The organism is Acetobacterium malicum subsp. dehalogenans DSM 11527, assembly GCF_000472665.1.
In the GTDB taxonomy this organism is placed as follows: Bacteria; Bacillota; Clostridia; order Eubacteriales; family Eubacteriaceae; genus Acetobacterium; species Acetobacterium malicum.
Window position 1 is genome coordinate 107,169 of the sequence record NZ_AXAC01000007.1, and the last position, 18,242, is coordinate 125,410.

14 protein-coding genes are annotated in these 18,242 nt (G+C 43.7%); all 14 read right to left on the minus strand.

Features of this window, described 5'->3' with window-relative positions:
• Positions 1-103: 103 nt before the first annotated feature.
• Positions 104-1,180, minus strand: coding sequence for an XdhC family protein (locus tag A3KS_RS0104235; RefSeq protein ID WP_026393867.1), 1,077 nt, complete (start codon positions 1,178-1,180; stop codon positions 104-106).
• Positions 1,181-1,239: 59 nt separating this feature from the next.
• Positions 1,240-3,162 carry a sigma-54-dependent Fis family transcriptional regulator gene (locus A3KS_RS0104240; RefSeq protein WP_026393868.1) on the minus strand — a complete coding sequence of 641 codons (1,923 nt, stop codon included), beginning with the start codon at positions 3,160-3,162 and terminating at the stop codon, positions 1,240-1,242.
• Between the two features lie 15 nt (positions 3,163-3,177).
• Positions 3,178-3,771 carry an alpha-ribazole phosphatase gene (cobC, locus tag A3KS_RS0104245; protein ID WP_026393869.1) on the minus strand — a complete coding sequence of 198 codons (594 nt, stop codon included), beginning with the start codon at positions 3,769-3,771 and terminating at the stop codon, positions 3,178-3,180.
• A gap of 79 nt (positions 3,772-3,850) precedes the next feature.
• A complete protein-coding gene (locus A3KS_RS0104250) occupies positions 3,851-4,939 on the minus strand; it encodes a DVU_1551 family NTP transferase (protein ID WP_026393870.1) in 1,089 nt (362 codons plus the stop codon).
• Positions 4,936-5,982, minus strand: coding sequence for an XdhC family aldehyde oxidoreductase maturation factor (locus A3KS_RS0104255; protein ID WP_026393871.1), 1,047 nt, complete (start codon positions 5,980-5,982; stop codon positions 4,936-4,938). The genes A3KS_RS0104250 and A3KS_RS0104255 overlap by 4 nt, the downstream gene beginning before the upstream one ends.
• On the minus strand, positions 5,975-7,291 hold the full coding sequence (locus A3KS_RS0104260) for a DVU_1553 family AMP-dependent CoA ligase (RefSeq protein WP_026393872.1): 1,317 nt from the start codon (positions 7,289-7,291) through the stop codon (positions 5,975-5,977). The genes A3KS_RS0104255 and A3KS_RS0104260 overlap by 8 nt, the downstream gene beginning before the upstream one ends.
• Before the next feature lie 10 nt (positions 7,292-7,301).
• Positions 7,302-8,651, minus strand: coding sequence for a radical SAM (seleno)protein TrsS (gene trsS, locus A3KS_RS0104265; protein ID WP_026393873.1), 1,350 nt, complete (start codon positions 8,649-8,651; stop codon positions 7,302-7,304).
• 8 nt (positions 8,652-8,659) lie between these two features.
• Positions 8,660-9,112, minus strand: coding sequence for a DVU_1555 family C-GCAxxG-C-C protein (locus A3KS_RS0104270; RefSeq protein WP_026393874.1), 453 nt, complete (start codon positions 9,110-9,112; stop codon positions 8,660-8,662).
• Between the two features lie 3 nt (positions 9,113-9,115).
• A complete protein-coding gene (gene trsM, locus A3KS_RS0104275) occupies positions 9,116-9,832 on the minus strand; it encodes a DVU_1556 family methyltransferase (RefSeq protein WP_026393875.1) in 717 nt (238 codons plus the stop codon).
• Positions 9,833-10,039, minus strand: coding sequence for a DVU_1557 family redox protein (locus tag A3KS_RS0104280; protein WP_026393876.1), 207 nt, complete (start codon positions 10,037-10,039; stop codon positions 9,833-9,835). It abuts the gene before it with no gap.
• Positions 10,036-12,408 carry a pyridine nucleotide-disulfide oxidoreductase/dicluster-binding protein gene (locus A3KS_RS0104285; protein ID WP_026393877.1) on the minus strand — a complete coding sequence of 791 codons (2,373 nt, stop codon included), beginning with the start codon at positions 12,406-12,408 and terminating at the stop codon, positions 10,036-10,038. The genes A3KS_RS0104280 and A3KS_RS0104285 overlap by 4 nt, the downstream gene beginning before the upstream one ends.
• 279 nt (positions 12,409-12,687) lie before the next feature.
• Positions 12,688-15,414: a molybdopterin-dependent aldehyde oxidoreductase gene (locus A3KS_RS0104290; RefSeq protein WP_026393878.1), complete on the minus strand. Its 2,727-nt coding sequence runs from the start codon at positions 15,412-15,414 to the stop codon at positions 12,688-12,690.
• A gap of 53 nt (positions 15,415-15,467) precedes the next feature.
• On the minus strand, positions 15,468-16,490 hold the full coding sequence (locus A3KS_RS0104295; RefSeq protein ID WP_026393879.1) for a molybdopterin-binding protein: 1,023 nt from the start codon (positions 16,488-16,490) through the stop codon (positions 15,468-15,470).
• Positions 16,491-16,779: 289 nt separating this feature from the next.
• Positions 16,780-18,240, minus strand: coding sequence for an alkaline phosphatase family protein (locus A3KS_RS0104305; protein ID WP_026393881.1), 1,461 nt, complete (start codon positions 18,238-18,240; stop codon positions 16,780-16,782).
• Positions 18,241-18,242 lie beyond the last annotated feature (2 nt).

Consider the following 18,242-nt stretch of genomic DNA (forward strand, 5'->3'; position numbering starts at 1 on the left):
TCGTTTCAGCTAATGATCTTAAACCAAAAGCAATAAAAAAAAGCTCTCGATGCTACTCATCGAGAACCTTTTTGACAAAAATATTTTTTAGCTTATCATTTCGTTATTTCATGGACGGGTACACTTCAATCAGCACATCCATAATCCCGCCACAAACCATGCCTTCGTCTTCAGCAACGGAACCCGTCATATCGACTTTCATCGTGAGATATCCACTTCCAGCCTGGAGCAGATCCCGGGCCGCTAAACTGACCTCTGCTTCACTACAGCCACCGCCAATGCTTCCCAGACTGCGTCCATCGGACCATATGATCATTTTGGCACCGGGACCCCTGGGCACTGATCCTTTTTTTGATACCACCGTAATAATTGCCCGTTTTTCAGTGTTATCCTTGGCCAGATTTTCCAGCACCTCATAGTCAAAATCGGATTGGTTGGTTTGCCTTCTTTTCGGGCCTTCCGAAGCCGATTGACTCAGTCTTTTTTTACTGATGATTTCAGCCATGATAGATATGGCAATTTCTTCTGGTGTAACGGCACCTATTTTTAAACCAATGGGAGAATAAACCTGGTTAAGTTTTCCTTCATCAAATCCCTCACCAACCAGCAATTCCATCAAATTTTTAACCCGACGCTTTGAGCCAATCATACCCAAATACTCGGGATCAGAATCCAATACCTGTCGCAGGCATACCGCATCATGACGATGACCCCGGGTGACGATCACGACATAATCGGAAGCGTTAACCTGGAGATGATCAAAACAGCTTTCAAAACTTTCGCAGAGCACCTGGCTCGCTTCCGGAAATCTGCCTTCATTGGCAAAAGCAGGGCGATCATCCACAACGGTTACCTTAAAACCAATATCCGCACCATATTTTGCCAAAGGTTTGGCAATATGTCCCCCACCAAGAATAATCAGCCGACCTTCTGCGTAAAAAGGCTCGCAGAGCACTGTTTCATTATCGGCAGTGATGATCAACTCCGGCAAACCTTTGATCAGGATATTTTCGATGGTTTTTTGCAACTTTTTATCAACAGTCTCCAGCTCATCCTTACTGATAAGACTCTTTTCAATGATTGTTTTATCTGCTGCGGTGACGGTTTTAAATCGCGTCAGCATCACAACCTGATTTTTTTGCTGGAGATCTTCGATTAATTTGGCATATTGATTATCCATTTTTATGTCCCTTTCTGTTTCTTTCCCACAACTGGTAAGTTTTTAATTGATTGCGGAATTCACACCTGAATTTCATACTTATTTATTTTACTGTACAGGGTATTTCGCTGAATTCCCAGGGCACAGGCAGCTTGACTGATATTGCCTTTGTATAGTTTTAAAACCCGTTTGATGTGCTCTTTTTCGACATAGGTCATATCCAACACCGCCGGATCCAACTCTTCCAGTCTTTCTTCTGTCACTATCAGTGGTCTTTTTTCGATAAAATTAATGTCATAAGGCTGGCTTTCCTCAGAATTCTTAATGAAATACTTTGTCGGGAAAGATTCAGTATTGATGATCAGCTCCACCACATTTTCAAGTTCCCGGACATTTCCCGGCCAGCTATAATCTTCTAAAATCCTCATTGATTCATCAAAAATCTGAAATTCTTTTTTCTCATATTTGGCTGACAGATTTTTCATAAAATATCGATATAAAACGGGAATATCACTTTTTCTTTCTCTCAGCGGCGGCAGATATAAAGGTAAAACATTCAGGCGATAAAACAAATCCTTTCTGAACCGTCCCAGTTCCACTTCTTTCTTTAAATCTTTATTGGTCGCGGCAATAATCCGCACATCAATGGGAATCGACCGCTGACTGCCGATTTTTGTGATGACGTTCTCCTGCAAAACTCTCAGCAACCGCGTCTGCATATCGAGGGGCATCTCGCCAATTTCATCCAGCATAATGGTACCATTGTTGGCTTGTTCAAATTTTCCGATGTTGCCACCTTTTTTGGCACCAGTATAAGCACCTTCCTCATAACCAAACAGCTCGGATTCAATTAACTGGTTGGGGATGGCGCCGCAATTAAGGGCCACAAAAGGTTCATCCATCCGTTTGCTATGGTTGTGGATCGCCTGAGCAAAGACTTCCTTGCCGCAGCCACTTTCCCCCAGAATCAAAATCGTTGAACGATTGTTGGAAATCTTTTTGGCGTACTCAATGGTACTGACAAAATGCTTGTCCGCCCCCATTATTTTATCAAAGGTGTAATAGGGTTGCTCCGATTTGACGATTTTTTTCGACTGATCTTCCTTGAGAACAAAGACAATCTCAATACTGTCGTCCTGGGGATTATAAATCGGGCTGGCGGTCATTTGGCAATGAAAATGATTTCGAAGTGCTTTAATGTTGATGATCCGATTGACGTGTTTTTCCGAATGGATCGCTTCCTTAATATTATCCCATTCTTCAATAATCTCTGAGACATTGGTAGCCGATAATTGTTTATATTTATTACCGAATAAATCCATCGCTCGCTGATTATATATCTTTATCCGACCATCCAGATCCGAGGTGAGGATGGCTACCGGCATTGAATTAAAAATAGTCTTAATATGTTTATTGGTCATATTCTGGAGCCGATTATATTCTTTTACCCGGAGCATTTCTTCAATAGCGTTGGAAGCCGCAATCACCATTCCCAGGGTATGGGGGTGAACAGAGTCGGAATAGCCGGTCAGATCCAGAGCGCCAATCAGGTTTCCATTGGGATCTTTAATCGGTGCTCCTGAGCAGGTCCAGCGATGATAAGCCTTGATAAAATGATCTTTCCCTGACAATTGCACCGGTTCTCCCGATTTTATGACCAGTGACATGGCATTGGTCCCGATACACTCTTCATTCATATAGGCGCCGGCGACCATTTTAAGTTCAAACGCTTCTGTCAATATTTTTTCATCGCCGATTGCGTTAAGGATACAGCCATCTTTATCAGTCAACAGCACAAAAAAATTATTTCCCCGGACAATACTCATCAGATGTTCCATATATGGTGAAGCCGTTAGAATCAGATCTCTGTTTTCCGAAAATTTAGTCTGGAGTTTTGAATGGTCGATCATTTTTTTACTGAAAACCTGATCCTCGGTGATACCATATCCGGCACAACGATCCTTTGATTGTTTGATAAGGTTTTGATAAATATTTTCATTCATGGTTAAAGTCTCTTTTCATTGATTTTTACAAATCCACTTTTCTTTTTCCTGATTATAACATAAGTCAAAGATGCCGGCATAAGGGATCTTCCAATTAAATACTTCTTTGATTGACAATCCAAACAGATCAGCCAAAATAACCCGGATGACGCCAGCATGGGCAAGGATCAAAATTGACTTTGATGATTTTTCTTTGACAATTTCTGCAAACGCCGGTAGAACCCGCTGCCGTAAGTCAATAAAACTTTCACCAGCCGGTGGTGCAAAGATGTCGAGCTCCCGGCCTCTCTGCTCATAGATCTCCGGGCAACTATTTTTAATTTCGGAAAAGGTCTTCCCGTCCCACTCACCCATATCAATTTCTTTTAAAGCATCAATCTTTAACCTTGGTACGGGCCGCTCTGCCAGTAAAATGTCCAGGGTATTGACACAGCGGCTAAGGGGACTGGTATAGGCTTGATCCAAAGGGATTGTTTCAAAATGTGCCCTGAGTTTTTCTGACTGCTGAATCCCTTCTGGTGATAAGGGAACATCCAATTGGCCGATATAAGCTTTTTCATTTTTCCATGCTATTTTACCATGCCGGACTAAGTATATCTGTATTCCCATTACGGTACCTTTCTTAATCTGATAAGATTATGTTAATCTGCTTTAAGTAACGCTTTTGTGTCGGCTGACTCTGTTTATTTTATGCGATCATTCTGTTTATTTTATGCAAAATGAGTTCAGCATTCTGATATCGTTTTGTTATTTTTGCATTTACAATCGGGTTATCTTTATAGAAGTTCAGGGTCTGAATTTTTCTCGTTTCCAGGTCCATCATCTGATCGTTTTTAACAAGCTTATCGGCCAGATAGAGGATTTCACTTTCAGTAATGGCTTGATCCGGTCCCACGACAATATCCATGTGGTTAGCAATAATATCGCCCACTGTTGGGTAACCCATTTCCCTTAAAAGTTCCCCGCCGTGATGAGCATGGTTTTTTTTTGTTTTGGCAAGATCATGGAGCAGGGCTGCCGCCCGAAGAACCGCCAGGTCAAGACTTACGCCTTTTTCTATTAATTGTGATGCCAGCCTCATAGCCGTCTGTTTGACTTTGGCGCAGTGCCTGCGAATATTTTCCGGTAGCTTAAATTTATCCCAAATGGCGTAACATTCGCATAAATTAGGTGCTCTCAGATCATCATAGGTTAACAGCGCTTCGTAATCGGACCGGGTGTCCATATCCATCAGAATGGCTTCGTCAGTCAGTGGGAGATCAACAGCATCCGCTTCATATAAGGCCAGTAAGCGTTTCAGGCCGCCGTCCATCTTATTTTTCTGAATCAGATTCTGATATTTTTTTTGGATTAGCGGTGGGTGTCCCCGTTCACCTAAAAAGCAGGGATAGATAATGCCTCTATTTGTTTTTTCTGAGGCCTCCATCAGATATTTAACGGTTTCCGGTTTCACCAGAGGAATATCCACCGGGTGAATAAAAAAAGCATCGACCGCTTCGTCTAATTGGGTGATGCCTTTTACAATCGAGGTATACATCCCTTCAGCAAACTTCTCATTGATCACCAAATCCAGTGGTTTATTCTTAATATAAGGACTTATTTCATCCGCCCGATGTCCCAGTACCAGGATGATCTGATCCACGCCGGCCAGTTGATGAGTCGCAATCACCCGCTCGATAGCCGTTTGATTTCCCAATTTCAGCAGCGGCTTAAACCCATCCATCCGTGAAGAATAGCCAGCGGCAATAATAATAACGCCAATCTTATTCTTTTTCAATTTGGTTGCCGCCTGACTTGAATCATTTCCGCCACAATACTCACCGCAATTTCCTCCGGGGTATCGGCAAAAATATTAAGACCGATGGGACTATGCACCCGTTCCAGATCACTAAAAGAAAAACCATCTTCTAAAAGGGCCTGATAAACATGATTGCGTTTGTTTTTACTGCCAATCATCCCGATGTATTTAGCCTCCGTTTGCAGTATTTGAGCGAGAACGTCCTTGTCATCAGAATGACCTCTGGTTACGATGACCACAAAGGAATATTGGTCGATTTTAACGTAGTCTTCAATGTTTTCAAAGGCCGGGATCACAACCACTTCTTCCACCCCATTAAAACGCTGAGCATTTGCAAATTCCTCCCGGTCATCTACTACAGTGACATAGAATCCAACAAGCTTGCACAATTCTGCCAAAACTTTACCAATATGCCCGCCGCCGATAATACAGACATTTTCTTTATTAAAAAATGTTTCCACATAAAACCCTTCTCTTTCCAGAAAAGCTTCTTTATATTTTAAATGATAGAAATTCTCTCTGATCTCTTTAACCAGGCTGAAAACTTCATCACTTTCGGATCCAAAAAAACCAGTTTCAGTACAGACCCATTTTTCCAGACTACCATTTTCATTGCTTATTTGAGGTATTTTTGTAATGGTTACAAAGTCGGTTTTATTTTCAATCAATTGGACGGCTTCACTATAAAAAACCTGAGTCTGAGGATTCCACCAATCAATATACTCTAATAAAACTTTCAAGTCGCCACCACATACCATTCGCTGAGAAACTTCATCTTTGCTGTTAAGGATAAATTCCTCAATCTGAAAATACTTGTCCTTATGAACCTTAGCCGCTGCTCGTATCACCATCGCTTCAACCAGACCGCCGCCGATGGTTCCTTCAACCGTCAGATCCGGTTTGATGATCATCTTGGCACCTTCGCTACGGGGAGCTGATCCTGATTTTTTCAGAATGGTTGCCATAACAAAATTCTCGCTTTGCTCTTGGGCGTCTTTTATTATTTTTAACAAATCATTCATTGCTCTTCTCCCTTCGCAGGTCCACTATTTTTCGTTTGACCATGCTGTTAACCAATTGATCCGGTTTTTGCAGCTGATTTTTCACAGCTTCCACTTGAATAGGCAACTCACAGTTTTTGTCAAAATATTCCTGAACCATCATTTTAACGCGATTTTCTTTTTCAGCTGACTGCTCTTCATTATAGAAGGAAACGTCAATTCTCAATGAGTGTTTATCACTAACGATTAATTGATAATCTACCAGATCTTCAATGGCCAGCAGTATTTCTTCCAACGCTTTCAGATCAAAGTAAATACCGTCTTCAAAGTAAACACGGTTATTAATCCGACCTTCCACTTTTTTCATTGTTCGCAAAAAAGTTCCACATTGACAGGTTGCCTGAGAGAATGCCCCGATATCTCCGGTTCGGTAGCGAATCAGCGGCATCGCCTCCCGATCAAAACTGGTAAAGACGACCTCACCATAAACTCCGTCGGCCACTGGTTTTCCGGAAACAGGGTCAATTATTTCAACATATAAGTCGCCTTCCCTGAGATGATAGCCGTTTAGGGCCTGACAATCCACCCCACCACCGTATCCCATTTCGGTCATCCCGTAATGATTGAACACCTGACAACCAAACTTCCTTTTGAACTCTGCTACCATGGCCTGTGGAACATAGTCCGTACTAAGCAAAACTTTTTCCATGCTCTTGAATCCTTCTTGTTTCATGCGGCTGAGATATAAAACCTGAATCGGAATGCCGACAATACAGTTAATCTTATTTTCTATCATGATCTTTTCGACCGCATCCAGGTCGGTAAGGAGCCCGTAAACAACACAGGCCGTTTTGGTTCGCTCAAGAGCTTTTTTTAACAGGTTTCCAATTGTACCATAGGCTTGTCCCGGCAGCAAGACCATCACCCGGTCGGTGCTGTCAACTAACGAACGCATCCCATAATCAAAAAAATCCACTGTTTTTTGGAGATCTGCATCAGTAAAAAAAATCCGTTTTTTCTTGCCGCTGGTACCGGATGTATTCAAGGTAACAATCCGGTCAATCTGGGATTGCGGCACACATAAAAACGCAAAAGGATCGTTTTTGATGTCTTTGGCACTGGTAAAGGAGAGCTGATAAAAATCTTCCCATGATTTGATCTGTTCCGGGTCGATGCCCTCCAATTGTTTTTGATAAAACGCACTGTTTTTTTTTGCATAGTTCAGGGTTTCAACGATTTTTTTGAGCTGATAGGTCTCTAGCTCTTTTGGGTTTGCCGGAGAGATCCCGGTTCTTTTGATGATCCATTCTTCCATTGGTGTCTTTTTCATAAAATCCTCACTACTTGCGATAAAGTGAATAACCATTCTGATCGGTCAGGTTATACATACAAAACGGAATCAACTGACCCTTGGGATTGACAACATGGATACAGCAATCTTTAACCCGGTTCAGATCAAGATTCCAGACATCCTGAAAGGCCATCGCCGACAAACTGAAAGAGTAGCGGTTGATCCGCTCCAAAATCTTATCCCATTGACATTTTTCCTGATCTCCCTGACTGAAGTCAGTTTTTTTTTCTACAGTCATGTCTTTTCCACTCCATTTGCGGGAGACATGGGCTTTGGTTTTGTTTGCCCCAGCTTCGGCCTTTTCAGTTCCACAGCAATTGGCGGGATTATTGACCGCTAACAGCTCATTATTTTCCTGAAGCATATAATTGCCATGAAAGGAACATCGGGCATTTTCACATCCCGGCGGCGCTAAGCTTTGTTTTTTGATTCGCCCTGCAGTCTGATCTTCAATCCTGTCCATGATATCCCCCAGTGTCAGCCGCTTTGCTTCCACCGGCAAATTGGGGATCCGGCCAAAATAGCTGGCCGGCTGCATATGAACCCCTTTGACAGTAGGAACCCAATCCAAACCAAAATTGATGATGTTCCCCAGGTCGTCATCATTGACTTCGCTGACCAGGGTTGGCACCAGGACGACTCCAATATTATAGCGCTGACAGTTTTCAATTGCCTTTATCTTGGTTGCCAGTAATGGCTTACCTCTGAGTTTTTTATAAATCTCGTCATTGGTGCCATCAAATTGCAGAAAAACAGAGTTGAGTCCCGACGCTTTTAGTTGTTTGACAAAAGCTTCATCCTCGCCCAAACGAATCCCATTGGTGTTAATTTGGATAAAGGAAAAACCCAGCTGATGTCCCAATTCAATAATTTGCGGCAGATCATCCCGTAAGGTTGGTTCACCCCCGGATAACTGAATATTACAATTACCAGAGGTTGCCATAACACTGGCATACATCGACCGGATGGTATCGAGGGTCAGATCGGTCTGGTTATTTCCATTGGCATCCGCAAAGCAAAAGGCACAAATGAGATTACAACGCTGGGTGACCTCAATCAAAGCCGTACAGGTATGCTGACGATGATCGACGCAAAGCCCGCAATCATAGGGGCAGCCCTGGTCGACCTCGGTATTGGGTTTATTGATAGTTGCCGGAACCTTATCACGGACCCATTCTTCCATGGGTATACTGCCCCGCCACAGCAGGGCTCTAAAACGGCCATGCTCGGGACAGGATTTTTCCATATAGGTCTCGTTGTTCTCAGACCAAATGATCGCATTTATTTTTTTTAGACAGGCCGGGCAAAGGCTTTCAGTTGTTGAGATGATTCGCTTCATTTTTCTTCCTATTGCTCTCTATTTCCAAAAGTATAACCGTTTTCCTGAAGTATTTCGACCACCTTTTCAAAGCTTTCCAGCAGCGTATCACCGCATTTCACCGGATAGGCCTGATTATTTTCGTCAGTAAATCGGTAAACGCCAATCAGATCCACACATTCGGTGCTTTCAAAGCGCTCTTCAAACCAATCCATATAGTCTTTAACCATCCTGCCAAAATTATCGCGGGTGTATTCCCGGGCTTTGCCCTTTCCGGCATACAGACCAATTACGCCAATACCACCCGTTAAAACGCCACAGGTTTTCTGATTGCCGCCAATGCCGTTACATAAGCCATTCATCACCCGGATCAGGTCTTCGTTTTCGATTTCTTCCATATCCAGTGCCAGCTTCAGCATAATTTGACTGCAGCAATAGCCTTCTGTCCCCAGTCGATAAAGTTCAAATTTTAATTCATCCATGTCTTATTCCACCTTTCTTGCGATCATCATGTAATAGCCCGGTTTACACATTTTCAGTGCTTCCTGAAATCCGGCTGCACAAGCACCACCGGTTTTTTGCCAGAATGCATTCATCGAGCCGAATTCAAAGATCGTTTTGACCAGCAGCTGTTTGAGCAATTCACTATGGTCTTCAAGTAATACAATCTCAAAACCTGCACGTTCGACATCGGCTTGCAACTGTTTTAAATCATACAAGCCTCGCATACAGCTCTCAAACTGATGGGTCTTGATAACTTCAAGGGATTCCGGATTTCTGGCATACACATCAGTGATAAAGAACATCCCATTCGTTTTCATCACCCGGCAAACCTCCTGCAGCGCTGCATGCATGTCGCCCATCAATGAAAGGGTACACTCGGACAATACCCCTTGAAATATATCATCCGGCAAGGGAATCGCTTCGCCACTGCCGATTAAAAAGGTTTTTTCAGGATTGTCTTTCCGAGCAATGGCCAGCAGTTTTTGGGAGGGATCAATCCCCACTGCTTTCAGCCCATGGGTCTGGTCCAGGTAGCGGACCGTGGCTCCCTGACCACAGCCGAGATCCAGCAATAAATCGGCGGATGTCCAATGACAGCATGCAACCCCCTTCGCGGTTAAATCGAATCCCCCCGGCCGCAACGTTCCTCCCAAAAGTGCTGACATTTCTGGGCTTTCATAGGCACAGTTACCAGACAATTATTTGTCCTCCAGTCCTTCTTCGACTTCCTTCATCTTCCCTAGAGCCAGCACTTCGTCAATAAATACCTGGTTACAGGTCGGACATTTCATCAGATCCACTTCAAAATTCCCTTCCATATAGCGAACCTTGACCTTGGCTAATTCCAGTTCGCGCTGGCATTTATCACAGAGCCACTTTGTTTGGTCATTACTTTCGTGTTTCATTTTGTTCCTCCACTATTTCCATCCTCTTCCAGTATTTCCATGCGGTGGCTATAGACGCTTTTAATCAGGAAGGATCCCGCTTCTTTTTCATATTTCACCCAAAAGGTAACATTATCCCGTCGCAGTCTGGCCAGATATTCTTCGGTTTCGGGATTACAGAAACGTTCGTTATTTTCTTCGGCATTTTTCAGTACTGCCTGGATATCTTCGATTAAGATATAGCGGTCTTCTATTTTCCGTTGGACATCTTCGGGGATGATCAGGGTAAAATTATCTTCCAGCACAATCTCCATGGGTTCCTCTCTCCAGATTTCTTTTAAAAGAATTCGTTTAACACGACTTCGGTTCTGATGGCGTTCTGACAGGGTTGGCATCTTACGGGTAGCCGCTTCGCCATCATCTTTGGGATAAATCAGATCCAGCAAATGGTAGGTTCGTTTGCCGCCGGAGACAAACAGATCCTTGCACATGGCACAGTAAACCAGCAGATCATGCTCACTTTCGTCGATGCGTTCAGAAACAAAAGCATCACACTGTTCCCGGTTGGCGTAATAAACCAGGCCGCCGTAACCACAGCATTTTGTTTTTTCTTTGCTGTATTCCAGTTCTTCAATCCCATAACCCAGCTTGGCGACAATTTTTCGAACACTCTCGTGAAGATCACTATTCTCCCGGGTACCGCAGGCATCGTGAATGCTTAAGGTCTGCGGAATTTTAATGTGATCTTTGTTCGGCAAGCCCTCACGGACATAAATATCCCAGAGTGACTCCACTTTTATTTCTGGGAGATATTTCTCGAAAATCCGGATACAGCTGGAACATGCCAGTATAAAGGTGGGGTGATCCATTTCGGCCCAGACTTTTTTGATCGCTTCGATATTTTCGTTCATCAAACCCCGCTGTCCAGCCCAATCAGCCGGTGCTCCGCAGCAACCCAGATAAATCCCGACATCACCTTTGACATGGCCGACCAGGTACTCGTAGATGCTTTTGATATCATCTGGATAAGATGCCGGCAACTGACAACCGGGATAGAAAAGATATTCCGTTTTGCCGGTACCCTTGTATAGTCCTTTGACATAATCAGAAAAGGAAATCAGCGGATAGTAAAACAAATCTTTGGATTCCTCTTTGCTCGGTTGTTTCCGCACCAATGAAAAACGGGAGCTGTTAGAAAAGGCCATATCTTTCAAAGCAAAGTCATGGGCCGAAACCGGCATCTTGCCCCGCGCCACCATACTTTCCCGGGTTTCATGAATGACATCGTTCATGCTGATATCCAGAAAACACTCTTCCTTGCAGAGACCACATTCAGCGCAGGAATTAATCATTTTATTGGCATAATGCGTTCCTAAAATAATCCGCTCGTTGTGGTTAATCTGGCGAATGTAAGCATCTGGGGACATTTCAAATTTACGGAGATGGACACAGCCTTCAATGCATTTGCGGCACTGACATTTGACACAGCGCTTGGCCTCATCGATGGCTTCTACCTGGCTGTAAATACCGGTTGATTTCTCGATCGGTGGCAGCGACTCTTTACTGCTGATATCAAATTGAAGCGGTGTTTCAAAGATACCTTCTCGGTCTCGGGAATCGGTCAGCGATACCTTTGACAGAAACCGCTCTATGGAAATAGCCGCCCGTCGCCCGGAGCTGGCTGACAAAATCACCGAATCCGTTTTGTTAAGTAGCTGCCCACCGACAAACAGCGCCAAATTGCCCACTTGAAAGGTAACCGGATTCACTTCGATTGGCACTGCCCAGTTAGCTGTCCCCAGATAAACTGCGTCATATTCAGTTAGCAGTTCAGTCAGTTTACTTTTATCTACCGTTTCTTCAAAATGAATGGTCATTTTTTTGTCGACAACCGCCTTTAATTCCTGCTGCAGTATTGCTTCAGTTAGGGAGTCGCCCACAAAATCCCACAGTCGGCCGCCCAATTGATTGGTTTTTTCAAAAATTGTGACAATATAACCCTTCTTATCCAGATCAACAGCCGTGGTTAAACCACTTAGTCCACCGCCGATAATCGCAACCTTGCCTTTATTTTTAGGCAGCGGCCAGACTTTTTTAGGTTTATAAGTGCCATATTCCAGCACCGCTTTCTCCAGATCAGATATCCGGATTGATCCGCCGGCCTTGCTTCTTTCACAGGGTGCTTCGCAGGGATGATCACAGATTCGCCCGATAATGTTATGAAAAGGCATTTTCTTTTCCATCAGCTTATAAGCATTCTGAAAATTTCCTTTTTCTATTTCTGCTAAAAAATCGATAATTTCCAGATGAACCGGACACTGGGCTGTACAGGTTGGGGGTTCCTTATGAATACAGCGATCCCCGGTTTCCAATAATTTATCTAAATTCATAGTTGGTCTCCTAACTCTTTTATTATTTAGGCCAAAGCGGCAACTAAACACCATCACTTGTCCTGATGTTTGTTTCTATAAACAATTATTATAAATGATTGCGAAATTTACTGTAATACACCCTACTAACGTTATAAATAAGCAAGTAAATAATCTCTCCCAATTGTACCATAGAAACAAACACCGAAGTCCAGTGTACGCTAACCCTACCGGTTAATTTAAAATAGGAATTGAAAGCTTAGAAGCTTTCAATTCCTTTGGTAATGAGACGTGGTGTGTTTATTTCAAGGCTTCTAAACCTTCAAGTACTTTTTCGGGATAAGCTGGCAAATGCTTGATGCGAACGCCACAGGCATTGAAAATCGCATTTGCGATCGAAGCATGTGGTGCTGATAATGGCATTTCACCAGAGCCAGCAGCGCCGTATGGCCCCAATGGACGCGGTGTTTCCTGATGAATCAGGACGATTTCGTCAGGAACATCTTTCACTTGCGGAATCCCGCATGCAGTTAAGGTTGTGTGTTTTTGAATATCTTCAAAGTCTTCACTTAAGGCTAAACCAATCCCCTGGGTTAAGCCACCCCATAACTGGCCTTCAAGAACAGTTTTATTGGTAATGGTTCCGCAGTCTGATACAAGGGTCAATTTATCGACATTGGTTTTACCGGTGGTGGTATCAACCGAAACTTCTGACAATAACACCCCGTACATATAAACTGGGAATGGATTTCCCTGGCTGGTTTCAACCGATGGCGCTGTACAAGGAGCTGTCCAAACGCCTTCATAGCGTAATGGCAAACCTTCAGCGACCATTTCATCGTAGGTTCTAAAGCTACCATCATCTTTTTTCATAGCTGCCAGTAAGTTTTCACAACCCACTTTAATAGCGTTTCCAGTCATTACATTTGAACGACTTCCGCCTGCTGGTCCACTGTTTGGTGTCAATTTCATGTTATTCATGACCAGTTTGATCTGTTCGGGTTTAATTCCTAACGGTCGCAGTGTTTCATGAGCAAATGTCAATGTTCCCATATCAGCGCCCTGGCCATGGTCTTCCCATGAATCCCCGACGGTAACGCCATCTTTAGTTAATTCGATCCACATTTCAGAGGAGTCTGGGCCATCAAGACCACAACCATAGATATTCAGCGAGATCCCAACGCCGTGTTTGATATCTCCGCCCTCTGCGTTCAGAGCTTCAGCTTTAGCTTTAGCGGCCTGATAAATCGGTCGGATCGTATCAATGGCCTGTGGTAATGCAATAACATCTGGTTCGCAACCTTGTGGTGTGGTGTCGCCTTCGCGATATACATTTTTATAACGAAGTTCCAAGGGGTCTTCACCCATTTGATATGCCAGCATATCAATTAAGGTTTCAGATGCAAATAAACTCTGTGGTGAGCCATAACCTCTAAATGCCGAGCCCCAGGCATGGTTGGTGGCAACCGTTCGGCCTTCACCGCGGATATTGGGAATATTATAACCAGCACCGATAAATTGCGAGCCACGAGTAGTTACCAGATCACCGAATTCGCAATATGGACCATGATCCACTGACCAGTCCGTTTCCATCGCTTTCAGGATACCATTTTCGTCGGCTCCCATTTTTACATTCATAAAGAATGGCGAACGTTTTCCGGTGTAGGTGATTTGTTGGTACATGCTGAATTCCAGGAATACCGGTCTTTTGGTAACCAATGCGGCCACACCCAGCAAACCTTCGATGGTTGGGCTAAATTTATAGCCGAATGTTCCCCCAGTTGGGTTTTGAACGATAAAATATTTAGTCGGATCAACACCAATGGCTTCAGCTGTCATTAGCTGATGGAAATGAAGAGCAATACTCTTGGAATGTACCATCAGGTTATCTTCTTCGTCAAAGTATGCAAATCCAACATCTGGTTCTAATGGTAAATGTGGTTGACGGCCAACATAGAAGTCATCTTCAATGATATTTGGCAGTTTTTCCATTAATGGCGCGGGATCATCGCCCTTCACGATATTGGTTTTGAAATAAACATTTGGTGTGCCAGGATGAATTTCGATAGCATCATCGGCCATAGCCGCCGGCGCGCTCATATATGGTAATAGTTCTTCAACTTCAACAACAACTTTTGCAGCGGCTGCTTCTGCCTGTTCCGGGGTATCGGCCAATACCATGGCGATGGCATCCCCAAACTGGAAGATTTTTTTATCATTTAAAATCGGACGTTCCAGACCATCCCCTAAATTCGTAGGGAATGCTAAACCGTTAATGCGGTTGGTTCCGGGAACATCTTTAGCAGTGATAACTTTGAATACACCTTCCATTTTTTCTGCTTCAGAGGTATCAACAGAAATAAGATTGGCATGAGAAACCTGAGCCTGAACCAATTTGATGTGCAAAGTGTTTTCAGGCAGTTTTAATCCTAAATCTGCGCCAAAGTCCCAGGTACCGGTAACTTTTGCCAGGGCTGAAGGACGGGCCATATTTGAACCCATGATGGATGCGCCATCTTTTAACTGGAACCACAGGTCTTCTTTTGCAATTTCGCCGCGCATTAGTTTTGCTGCGTCCATAACCGCATCGACAATGGGGATATAACCAGTACAACGACAAACATTTCGATGTTTCTGGAACCACGCCCGAACTTCTTCACGGGTTGGACTGGCATTTTCTTCTAGTAATGCTTTTGCCGAAACAATAAAACCAGGTGAGCAGAAACCGCACTGAGCAGCCCCATTGACCATCCATGCCAATTGCAATGGGTGTAAATTTTCATGCGTTCCAACGCCTTCAATGGTGATGATTTCAGACTCGTCGTCAACCCGTTTCATTTTCATAACACAGGATCGCACTACCTTGCCATTTAAAATAACTGAACAGGCTCCACATTCTGCTTTGCCGCAACCAATCTTTGTTCCGGTTAACCCCTGCTGTTTTCTGATTAAATTTGCCAGGGTAGTTTCCGGATCAACAATTACCGTCCTTTGAATCCCGTTAATGAACAATGTCTTTTTTTCCACGTGAAATCCTCCTTAAAATATTAAAAACTATTTACTCTATATGGATGCAAAAATCAACCTTTTCCAAATCCGCAATTGGGATAGTGACATACCGGACAGGTGGAACAGAGTCCCCCATGCCCCAGTTTGGATATGTCTTTGGGGGTTAATCTTTCGCCTACCATCAACTTAGGTACCACCAAATCAAAAACGGTTCGGTGGCTGTACATAATGCAACCGGGTAATCCCAGCACTGGAATATCACCCAGATATGAAAGCAAAAACATCGCACCAGGCAACGTGGGTGCACCATAAGAGACAAACTTCGCCCCGGTTTTCCCGATTCCTTCCGGCGTGACATCGTCAGGATCGACCGACATTCCGCCAGTTACGGTGATAATATCAGCCCCTTCTGCTATTAAACCCAGGATACACTCAGCAATCATGTCCGAGTCATCCCGGGAAAAAACCTGTTTAAATACCTCCGAGTCAAGTTCGGCAAATTTTTCTCTGATCACATCTCCGAACTTGTCTTCGATCCGGCCATAAAAAATCTCATTGCCGGTGGTAACGACTCCTACTTTGAATTTTTTCAGTGGTAGCACTTCAACGATCGGCTTACTTCTTGCACATAATTCTTCCATCTTGATCAGTTTTTCATTTTCGATGGAAAGTGGGATGATCCGGGTTGAGCCAACCAGAGTTCCTTTGGTTACCATGGTATCGGTATGAAGGGTGGCCATCATCATCTCGCCCAGTTCGTTGATCTCCTGAAGAACCGGCACGTTTATTTTAAGTAGTCCCGATTGAGTTGCGGTCATCGTCACTTTTCCTTCGGATGCGCCGACGTATTCAACTCCAATTCCTGAGGCCGCTTGTCCCAATCTTAGAGCTGCATCGTCTTCATGGATTGTCCCATCATTGAACTCAATAATGGCAATGTGTTCTTTTCCCATGTTCAATAATCGGGGAATGTCTTCTTCCTGCACAATATGCCCCTTCTTAAATGCTGCTCCTTTAAACTCCCCAGGGATAATCTGGGTCATATCATGTGCCAGGAACATACCCACTGATTCGCGAACAGGTACTACCTTCATATTGTTTCCTCCATTAGCTTGATCTGTATCATTTTCACTGTGTTACTGATGATGGTTGTAATATACAGCAATAAACGTGCCAAATAAAAAAAAGCCTGTTTGAAGGCTTTCTTCTTTATCTTCCACTCTTGTTTGTGTATATTTTGATCAGTGATCGGAAATAAATTGTTCGTTAATTGATCATTTGATCTTTTTTCGAACATAATTATCAATTCATTTTGAACAGTCAAAGGTATTTATTTGCCTTTTCCCAGTAAATGCTCAATTATTAATATGTCTTCTTGTCTTTTTATACCTGCTCATTTTTTATAATCATATAGGGAACGATCATATCTTCGTAACAGATCCTGCCATGGGTCCCCCCTGAACCACTTGGATGGAGCCCATGGTCAGCGGTAATGATGATTGTTCCCCTAAAATCGCGGGTCAGTTCCTGGACCATTTTGTCCACTTCGTAAATTTGCTCCATTGCCTCCCGGGAATAAGGGCCATAGGTGGTCGCATCATCATCAATGCTATGAAAATGGGTGAAGATCAGTTGGTTTTTTGTGCTAATTGCTTTTTTGGTGTTCTCAAAAACATTCCTATCCTGGTCACCCTCATTGACAGAAAGGACCGGTTCGATGGAGGTGTTGAGCATTTTGACATCGCCTTCGATATAAACGGCCGTTTTGTTGAGTACCCGGGCTTTATCAAAAATATCTGTACCGTTAAAATCCATCACTTCCCGGTTGTTAATCCCATTGCTGTTGGGAAGTGTTCCGGTGATCATGGCCGCCAGTCCCGCCGGAGAAATCGGCGGGTAAACTGATAAAGCCGGCTGAGCGGGCAAACTGGATAAATAAGGAGCTTTACCCTGTTCCCCTGCCATTTTCAGCATTGTCCAACCCAGACCATCCAACTCAATGACCATCACATCACTGCCTTTTTCCAGTTGATGGATGGCATCCGGGGCCACGTCGGTAATCGAAAACCGCGGTGGATCGCCGAGAACTCCAGCGACATCGGTGATCGTTGTCAGATCCGAGGCCGTGTAGTTGATCCCGGTCGCACTGATTTCAAAATAGTTTTTATCGCTCACCTTATCGAATTTGATGCTTCCATCCCGTCCAAATACCGCGATTTCAGCCTGAAAATCGAGCAGATCTTCGGGTAAAACCTGCTTGTGGGTGGTGTAAACAGTCACTGTTTTTCCATTAATTTCAGACTGACCTTCAAAAATTCGCTTTTCGGTGAAGCCATTCAGGTACAAATTGCCGGCCGTGGTGCTCCGGTAGCCACTTTTGTCATCAATTCCGATAGCCTTTTTGTCTTCATCCAGATCAGTCGAAATCACGATGATGCCACTCAGATTTTTGATCTGACTGGAGATGGGATGGCGGGTATTGATCAATTCCCAGTCATAACGATTTGAATAGCTCAGATGACAGTCACTGAGATCATTTCCGTTTATTTTGGAAGACAACCCATCTGCCCCGATTAACAACAGATCATAACTGGTTGATCGGGGTTGGGCTGAAGCGATCACCTTTTCCAGGGCAATTGTGGTATAATTTTTTTCATCTTTGGTAACCCGCTTGATCGGATAACCCATCATGGTATTGATGGTCAATGGCGTTTCGACATCCCCACCGATTGTAAAGCTTTCGGGATACTCGCCGCCCAAGCCCTGATAATCACATCCGGAAAGAATGAAAATGAGCAATATCAAGGGTATCATAATCCGGATTTTTTTTAAATAACCGGTCATTT